The 7,914-nt window shown below is 69.6% G+C and carries 7 protein-coding genes and 1 pseudogene; 2 read left to right on the forward strand and 6 right to left on the reverse strand.

Annotated features, from left to right (window positions below; all coding sequences use genetic code 11):
* A partial coding sequence (locus VKG81_RS05825) for a YncE family protein (protein ID WP_324394894.1) occupies positions 1-1,096 on the reverse strand: 1,096 nt, incomplete at its 3' end.
* Positions 1,068-1,199, reverse strand: a pseudogene (locus VKG81_RS05830) (hypothetical protein); the annotation flags it as partial. The pseudogene VKG81_RS05830 and the gene VKG81_RS05825, both read right to left, overlap by 29 nt.
* A 588-nt stretch (positions 1,200-1,787) precedes the next feature.
* Here VKG81_RS05830 and VKG81_RS05835 point away from each other — a divergent pair.
* The gene (locus VKG81_RS05835) at positions 1,788-2,084 is read left to right on the forward strand and encodes a DUF4193 domain-containing protein (protein ID WP_324394895.1); all 297 of its coding nucleotides are present in this window, start codon (positions 1,788-1,790) and stop codon (positions 2,082-2,084) included.
* A gap of 315 nt (positions 2,085-2,399) precedes the next feature.
* On the opposite strand, the gene iolD is transcribed toward VKG81_RS05835, so the two are convergent.
* The 4 genes from iolD to iolC are packed head-to-tail and all read right to left on the reverse strand — an operon-like array spanning position 2,400 to position 7,036.
* Positions 2,400-4,307 (reverse strand): 3D-(3,5/4)-trihydroxycyclohexane-1,2-dione acylhydrolase (decyclizing), encoded by a 1,908-nt coding sequence (gene iolD / locus VKG81_RS05845; protein WP_324394897.1) that lies wholly within the window; start codon positions 4,305-4,307, stop codon positions 2,400-2,402.
* Positions 4,308-4,309: 2 nt separating this feature from the next.
* On the reverse strand, positions 4,310-5,185 hold the full coding sequence (gene iolB / locus VKG81_RS05850; RefSeq protein WP_324394898.1) for a 5-deoxy-glucuronate isomerase: 876 nt from the start codon (positions 5,183-5,185) through the stop codon (positions 4,310-4,312).
* A gap of 5 nt (positions 5,186-5,190) precedes the next feature.
* The gene (locus tag VKG81_RS05855; protein ID WP_324394899.1) at positions 5,191-6,075 is read right to left on the reverse strand and encodes a Cgl0159 family (beta/alpha)8-fold protein; all 885 of its coding nucleotides are present in this window, start codon (positions 6,073-6,075) and stop codon (positions 5,191-5,193) included.
* Positions 6,068-7,036 (reverse strand): 5-dehydro-2-deoxygluconokinase, encoded by a 969-nt coding sequence (iolC, locus tag VKG81_RS05860; RefSeq protein ID WP_324394900.1) that lies wholly within the window; start codon positions 7,034-7,036, stop codon positions 6,068-6,070. The genes VKG81_RS05855 and iolC overlap by 8 nt, the downstream gene beginning before the upstream one ends.
* A gap of 113 nt (positions 7,037-7,149) precedes the next feature.
* Between iolC and VKG81_RS05865 the strand changes: the two genes are divergently transcribed.
* Positions 7,150-7,914 (forward strand): GntR family transcriptional regulator (locus tag VKG81_RS05865; RefSeq protein WP_324394901.1); only part of this gene is annotated, 765 nt, incomplete at its 3' end.

Consider the following 7,914-nt stretch of genomic DNA (forward strand, 5'->3'; position numbering starts at 1 on the left):
CGATGATCTGCACGATCCCGCCGGTGACGCCGGCGATGAACAGCCGGCCGGTGCCGGGGTCGACGCCGAGCGTGTAGGGGTTCTGCACCGTCGGCAGCTGCTGCACCGCGCGGGGCGTCGCCTGCGTCATGTCGTAGCCGACGACCTGGTTGGTGCCTGACGATGCGACCCACAGCCGGTCGCGCACCGGGTCGTAGGCGATGCCGTACGGTCCGCCGGGCTGCGGGATGCTGGCGACCTCGCGGGGACTCGGCAGCGGCGTGAACACCCGGATGGCGTTTCCGCGGGTGTCGGCGGCGATCAGCCGGCCGTGCTTGTCGGCGACCAGGTGTGTCGGCCCCTGCCCCGCGGGCGTCGAGCCGATGATCTTCAGCGCGGCGGCGTCGTAGACGGTCAGGTCGTTCTTGCGCACGTCGAGGACACCCACCGACTGGCCGACCGCCGCCGTGCCCGCCGGTTGCACCACGTCGCTGAAAGCCATGACCACCTTGTCGCCGCGCACGACCGCGACCGTGCCGCCGAGTTCGTTCGCGACGAAGATCGTGCCGTTCTGCGCCTGCGCGGCGTCATGCGGCACGGTGCCCGTGACGATCTGCGGCCCCGGGTGGCCGCCGGGGAGGTCGACGCGAATCAGTGCGTTGGCGCTTTCCATCGGCACGAGGACCGGACCGCCCGCGCCGGCCAGCTCCAGGTGCCGGGCGAACCCCGGCAGCGCCGTGCGGCCGGTGATCGTGCCGGTGTCGGCGTTGAGCAGCACGAGTTCGTTCGGGTTGCGTTTGGCCACGGCGACGGTGCGTGTGACGCCGTCGGCGACGACGCCCTCCGGGGAGTCGCCCACCGCGACGATCCGCCCGGGGATCTGGGCGCTCTGCGGCGGCGCCGACTGCGGTTCGGCGGCCGGCGGGAGCTTGTTGGCCGGTGGGTGGGTGCCCTCGGTCGGGACGCCCGGCGGAACATAACCGGTCGTCGTCGGAACCGACGGGCCGGCGGCGTTGTTCGCACACCCGGCCAGAGCCACACCGACCGCGACGAGGACTGCCGGCCAGCTGTGGCGGACCGGGCGGATCTCAGCCCGCCAGCGACAGGGCGTGAGCACGGCGCACCTTGCCCGACGGCGTCTTGGGGATCGTCCCGGGGCCGACGACCACCACGTTGCGTGGGCGGACATTCACCTCGGAGAGCACGTCGTGGGCGACCTCGTTGGTGCTGCTGCGGGCGTTGGTGTACATGGTGGCGGTGAATCGGCTCATAGCAGCGGCCTCCTCACCGGCGCCCGGAGCGCGCCCTAGCAGCCCATTCAACCTCACGTACCGCAAGGCCACCACGATCGCTGAATTATGGGATGACCGACCGTGACGTGAATTCGCCACCCCGCCGGGCTCAGCGGCGCACCGACGATGTAACCCGACGACTAAGCCGACAGCGGGAAGCATGTTGACGAGCGCGTCGGAACTGAACTTGTCGATCGTCTCGTTCAGCATGTCCCGTCTTACCACCGCCCGGCGCGCAGGCCACCTGGCCGGCACGTCACGTCGCGGGCGGGCCCCCGGGGCCTGGGGCATCCCTGAGGCATCGGTGTGTAGCCAACGGACAACATGGGTACGCCCCGGTCGAGCCGACGCCGATCCACCGAAGGAGGGCTTATGCCCCGGCGCGGCCGGGGGTTCGTTCCCGCCGATGCGGCGTCGTCGCATCGCGGGAACAACCGATCGTGCAAATGCGTTGCGCGCTGACGAAACCGCCGCCGCGATGACCACCGGATGACCACCGACGTAAAGGACGCAACGATGCCAACCGACTACGACACCCCACGCATCAACGAGACCGACGAGCCGGCTGAGGGCTCGCTGGAAGAGCTGGCCGCCCGTAATAGCGCCCAGTCCGCCGCCGTCGACTTCGATGAGACCGACTCCGCAGAATCGTTCGAGCTTCCGGGCGCCGATCTTTCCGGCGAGGAGCTCACGGTGCGGGTGATCCCGAAGCAGCCCGATGAATTCACCTGCTCGGAGTGCTTCCTCGTTCATCACCGCAGTCAGCTGGCCCGCATCCAGGGTGGCCGGATGGTCTGCACCGAATGCGCCTGACACGCGCCGGCAACCTGGCGAGCGACAGCGTTATCCATTCGGCCGCGGCACCTGCAGCGCGCATTTGGCAAGGCGGGGATTTTCCCCGAGGTAGTTCAGCGGGCCGGCCGCGATAGCCATGGCGACAGTCCCGATGTGAGCGCAGTCTGTCGGTGGCTTCTGGAAGTAGTCACGTTGCCACGCCGCGAGCACTCCGATCAGTATCCACATGAGAACGATCGCGTTGAATAGCCGACGGCCAAGGCGCATGACGCTGACCTCACCAAGAGACTTGCCGGACGCCCCACGAGTCGGGTGGCGTACCGATGCTGATCGTCATGATGCCCCCTCAGCTGGCCGCAGGTAGGAACGTTGCGCGGCCTTGTGCTGCACATAGGTCTGTCGGGCGGCTCGGGTGGAATCCAGCTCGGACACCTCCGAAACCGGGACGTCCCACCAGGACTCGCTGCTGGGCGCGGAGACCGTGGGGTCGGTTTCGACGTGGATCACCGTCGTGGTGTCGTTGGCCTTGGCGAGCTTGACCGCGTCCGTGAACTCCGCGGCGGTCGCGACCCGGATCACCTCGGCGCCGAGGCTGGCCGCGTTGGCGGCCAGGTCCACCGGAAGCTTGGCGCCGCCGAGCCGGCCGTCGCCGGTGCGGTACCGATACGCGGTGCCGAATCGCTGCGATCCCAACGACTCCGAGAGCGAGCCGATCGAGGCGAACCCGTGGTTCTGCACGAGCACCACGATCAGCTTGACGCCCTCCTGCACGGCGGTCACCAGTTCGGTCGCCATCATCAGGTAGGAGCCGTCGCCGACCATCACGAACACGTCGCGGTCCGGGCAGGCCATCTTGGCGCCCAGGCCGCCGGCCACTTCGTATCCCATGCACGAGTAGCCGTATTCGACGTGGTAGCCCTTCGGATCGCGGGTGCGCCAGAGCTTGTGCAGGTCACCGGGCATGGAGCCGGCCGCGCAGACGATCACGTCCTGCGGCTCGGACAGCGTGTTCGCCAGGCCGATGACCTGATTCTGGTTGAGCCCGGCGCTGTCGTCGTCGATCCGGTACGCCGCGGCGACGGTGTCGTCCCATCCTCTGGCGAGCCGCGCCGCCTCGTCGCGGTAGTCCGTGGCGACGGTGTAGCCGGGCAGCTCGGCGTCCAGCGCTTCGATGGCCTCGCGGGCGTCGGCGATGATCGAAAGCCCGCTGTGCTTGACCGCGTCCTGCGCAGCGACGTTGATGTTGACGAACCGCACGTCGGGGTTGGCGAACGCGGTGCGCGACGCGGTCGTGAAATCGCTGTAACGTGTGCCGATCCCGATGATGACGTCGGCGCCGGCGGCCAGCGCGTTGGCCGCGGTGGTGCCCGTCGAGCCGACCGCGCCGACGGACTGCGGGTGGTCGTAGGGCAGCGCACCCTTGCCGGCCTGGCTCTGCCCGACCGGGATGCCGGTCCGCTCGCAGAACCGGGCCAGCGCCCCGGTGGCGCCGCTGTAGATCACGCCTCCGCCCGCGACGATCAGCGGGCGCTTCGCCGAGGCGACGATGCCCGCGGCGCCCTCGATTTCCGGCCGCCCGGGCACCGGCCGCCGGATGTGCCAGACCCGTTGGGCGAACAGTGATTCCGGCCAGTCGAACGCTTCGGCCTGCACGTCTTGTGGCATCGCGATCGTGACGGCGCCGGTGTCGGCCGGATCGGTGAGCACGCACATCGCGCCCAGCAGCGCGGCGGGCAGTTGCTCGGGCCGCCACACCCGGTCGAAGTAGCGCGACACCGGCCGGAACGCGTCGTTGACCGTGACGTCGCCCGAGTCGGGGCGCTCGAGCTCCTGCAGTACCGGGGCGCTGACGCGGGTGGCGAAGGTGTCGGCGGGCAGCAGCAGCACCGGTATCCGGTTGATCGTGGCCAGCGCGGCGCCGGTGACCATGTTGCTCGCGCCGGGCCCGATCGACGAGGTGACGGCCCAGGTCTGCAGCCGGTCCTTCATCCGCGCGTAGCCGACCGCCGAGTGCACCATCGCCTGCTCGTTGCGGCCGGGAACGTAGGGCAGGGTCGCGGGATCGGTCAGTTCTTCCTGCAGCAGCGCCTGCCCGAGCCCCGCGACGTTGCCGTGCCCGAAGATCCCGAAGCATCCCGCGAAGAAGCGGTTGCGCTCGCCGTCGCGTTCGACGTTTTGCGCGGCAAGGAATCTGATCGTGGCCTGCGCGACGGTCAGGCGGACAGTGGGTTCCGTGGCCATGGCTAATCTCCCGACACTTGCAGCGGCAGTCGTGGATCGACGGGCTGGTGTTCCCAGCTTCGGCGCAGCCAGTCCTGGTGCGGGTCGAAGCTGACCAACCATGCCCGCTTCGGACCGGAGCCGGCCATCACGTTGAGGTAGTACATGTGGTGGCCCGGCGCGGCGATCGATGGGCCGTGGTAGCCGTGCGGCACCAGCACCACGTCGCCGGAGCGCACCTCCTCGAGCACCTCGATCGGCCGCCGCGGTGTTCCGTACACCCGGTGGTAGCCGAAGCCCGGTGCGCCGTCGGGCCCGTCGGCGATTTCGAAGTAGTAGATCTCCTCCAGCTGTGTCTCGGCGTCGGTGTTCTCGTCATGCTTGTGCGCCGGATACGACGACCAGTTCCCGCCGGGCGTGATCACTTCGCACGCGATGATCGAGTCCGCCTCGAACACGTCGGCGGTGGCGAAGTTGTGCACCTCGCGGCTGCAGTCGCCGGCGCCGCGCAGCTCGACCGGGACGTCGGCGGCCGCGCCGTAACGCAACGGCAGCCGCCGGCCGGCCCGGGCCCCGCACAGCGCGACGCGGGCACCGCGGGCACTGGCCACCCGGTAGCCGCTGTCACGGCCGACATAAGCGAAGTCGGTCGGGCCGTGGAACACCGACTTCCGTCCCGTCAAGGTGAATTCGCCATCGCCGCTGGACACGGTCAACGACCCGGACAGCGGCACGACGAGGATCTCGTCCGGCCCTGACCGACGGTCCACCGATTCGCCGGCGGCGAGTTCGGTGATCCACAGGCTGGTTTCGGCCCAGCCAGTCGACTCCGGCGTCACCGACACGGTGTAGGGATGCGCGCCGGTCGACCCGGCGGGCAGGTAGAACTTGCTGTTCATGATCCTCAACGCACCAGGGAGACGGCGGTCTGCACCGCGGCCGAGACGTTGTCATCCGGGGGGTAGAGCAGGGTGCGCCCGACGACCAGCCCCCGCACTGACGGCAGGCTCAGGGCCTTGGCCCAGCGCGCGAAGGTCTCGTCCGGGTCTCTGACATCGCCGCCCAGCAGCAGCGTCGGCAGGGTGGTCGCATCCATCACGCGCTCCATCTCGTCGACTACCGGCAGCTTCATCCAGGTGTACGCCGAGGTCGAGCCGAGCCCCTGCGTGATGTGGATGGATTTGATCACGGCGTCCGGGCTCAGGTCGTTGCGGACCCTGCCGTCTACCCGCCGCGACATGAACGGCTCGAGCATCGCCATCAGCCTGTGCTCGGCGAGTTCGTCTACCGCGCGCGCACATTCGGTGAGCATCGACAGCGTCCCGGGGTCCGCCAGATCGACGCGGCACAGCATCTTGGCGCCGTTCATCTGAGCCCGGGCGGTGGCGGCCGCGGTGGCTCCGGTCATCCGGTCGTCCAGCTCGAAGCTGGCCCCGGCCAGGCCGCCGCGGTTCATCGACGAGATGACGACCTTGTCGTCGAGCACGCCGAGCAGCAGCAGATCTTCGAGGACGTCGGTGGTCGCGAGGACCCCGTCGACGCCGGGATCGGCCAGCGCGGTGCGCAGCCGGTCCAGCAGGTCGGTGCGGCTGTTCATCGCCTGCAGCCGGTCTCCGACGGCCAGCGCCCCGCGCGCGGGGTGATCGGCGGCGACGATCATCAACCGGCCGTCCCCGCGCACTGCCGGCCGGGTCACGCGCGCCGACCAGGCACGGGCCACCGCCGCCGGGTCATCGGCTCGAATGTCGGTCAGCTCGGCGTAATTCGTTGCACAGGCGCGCTCAGGCATGGATCGTCTCCGAGCTCGCGGCTTCGGCGAGGTCCGCCACCTCGTCGGCGGTCGGCATCGCGGTGGAGCACTCCAGCCGTGCAGCCACTATCGCCCCGGCGGCGTTGGCGTGGCGCAGCGTCTTCTCCAGTGGCCAGCGGCTCAGCAATCCGTGGCACAGGCTGCCGCCGAAGCTGTCGCCGGCACCGAGGCCGTTGACGACCTGGACCGGGATCGGACGCACCGTCACCGTTTCGCGGCGGGTGCGTGCGAGCACGCCGTTGGGGCCCCCCTTGACGATCGCCAGCTCCACGCCCAGCTCGAGCAGCGCGTCGGCGGCACGGATCGGGTCGGTCTCGCCGACGGCGACCTCGCACTCCTCGCGGTTGCCGACCGCGACGGTGACATGTGCCAGCGCCCGGCGGATGTGCTCGCCGGCTGCCGCGGCGGACTCCCACAACATCGGCCGCCAGTCCAGGTCGAGCACCGTCAGCGGCCGCCGCGCCCTCGTCTCCCAGGCGGTGAAATGCGCGCTGCGGCTTGGCTCCTCGGACAATCCGGTGACCGTCGACCAGTACAGGCGCGCGTCGCGGACCGCGTCGGGACGGATGTCCTCTCCTCGCACCTGAAGGTCGGGTGCGGTGGGCTTGCGGTAGAAGTACAGGGGGAAGTCATCCGGTGGGAACATCTCGCAGAACGTCACGGGGGTCGCATGCTCGGAGTCGGTGATCAGGAGCGTGTTGTCGACGCCGAGGCGGGCCAGTTCGCGGGACACGAAGCGGCCGAACGGGTCGTCGCCGACCCCAGAGATCAGCGCGACGCGCCGCCCCAGTCGCGCCGCGGCCACCGCCACATTGGCCGCGGTGCCGCCGAGGAACTTGCCGAACGACGTGACGTCCTCGAGGCCGACCCCGACCTGCAGGGGGTAGATGTCGACGCCGCTGCGCCCGATGACGAGAGCATCCAGAGGCGTGGTGGTCAAATCGGCTCCCCGGGAGCTGGGACGGGTGGACTGGCTACGACTGTGCACCGTGCCACCGACGACTGTCAACCATTTGTCCTGACATTCTAACCTTCAGTCATACAGATGTTAGGATGTGGCTACTCTCATCCTGGCACCGCACGGAGATCGGAGTCGACGTGGCGCTGGCGGTTGAGCTCGACCGGTCGAGCCCCGTGCCGCTCTATTATCAGCTGGCACAGGCGATCGAGGCCGCGATCCGCGACGGTCAGCTCGTCCCGGGTGACCGCTTCGAGAACGAGCTTTCGCTGGCCAGGCGGCTCACGCTGTCACGCCCGACCACGAGGCGCGCGATCCAGGAGCTAGTCGACAAGGGTCTGCTGGTCCGCAAGCGCGGGGTGGGCACGCAGGTCGTGCAGAGCCCGGTGCACCGGCGCGTCGAGCTCACCAGCTTGTTCGACGATCTCGCCAGGGCCGGGCAGGAACCCACCACGCAGCTGCTGGGCTACCACAGCGAAAAGCCGGCCGAGGAGATCGCCCGCGAGTTGAACCTCACCGAGGACCGCGAGGTGGCGGCGATCCGGCGCCTGCGGTGCGCGAACGGTGAACCCCTGGCCGTGATGCTCAACTATCTGCCGGTCGAGCTGGCGCCGCAGCCCGAGGAGCTCGAGCGCAACGGGCTCTACCAGGCACTGCGCGCCCGCGGCGTGCACATCAGGCTGGCCCGTCAGCGGATCGGCGCCCGCCCCGCCACCCGCGCGGAGGCGCGCCTGCTCGACGAGAAGCCGGGCGCGCCGCTGCTGACGATGAATCGCACCGCGTTCGACGATTCGGGCAGCGCGGTGGAGTACGGGACGCACTGCTACCGGGCGTCGCGCTACTACTTCGACACCATGCTC

Origin of the sequence: Mycobacterium sp., from assembly GCF_035314905.1 — a bacterium.
GTDB lineage: Bacteria > Actinomycetota > Actinomycetes > Mycobacteriales > Mycobacteriaceae > Mycobacterium.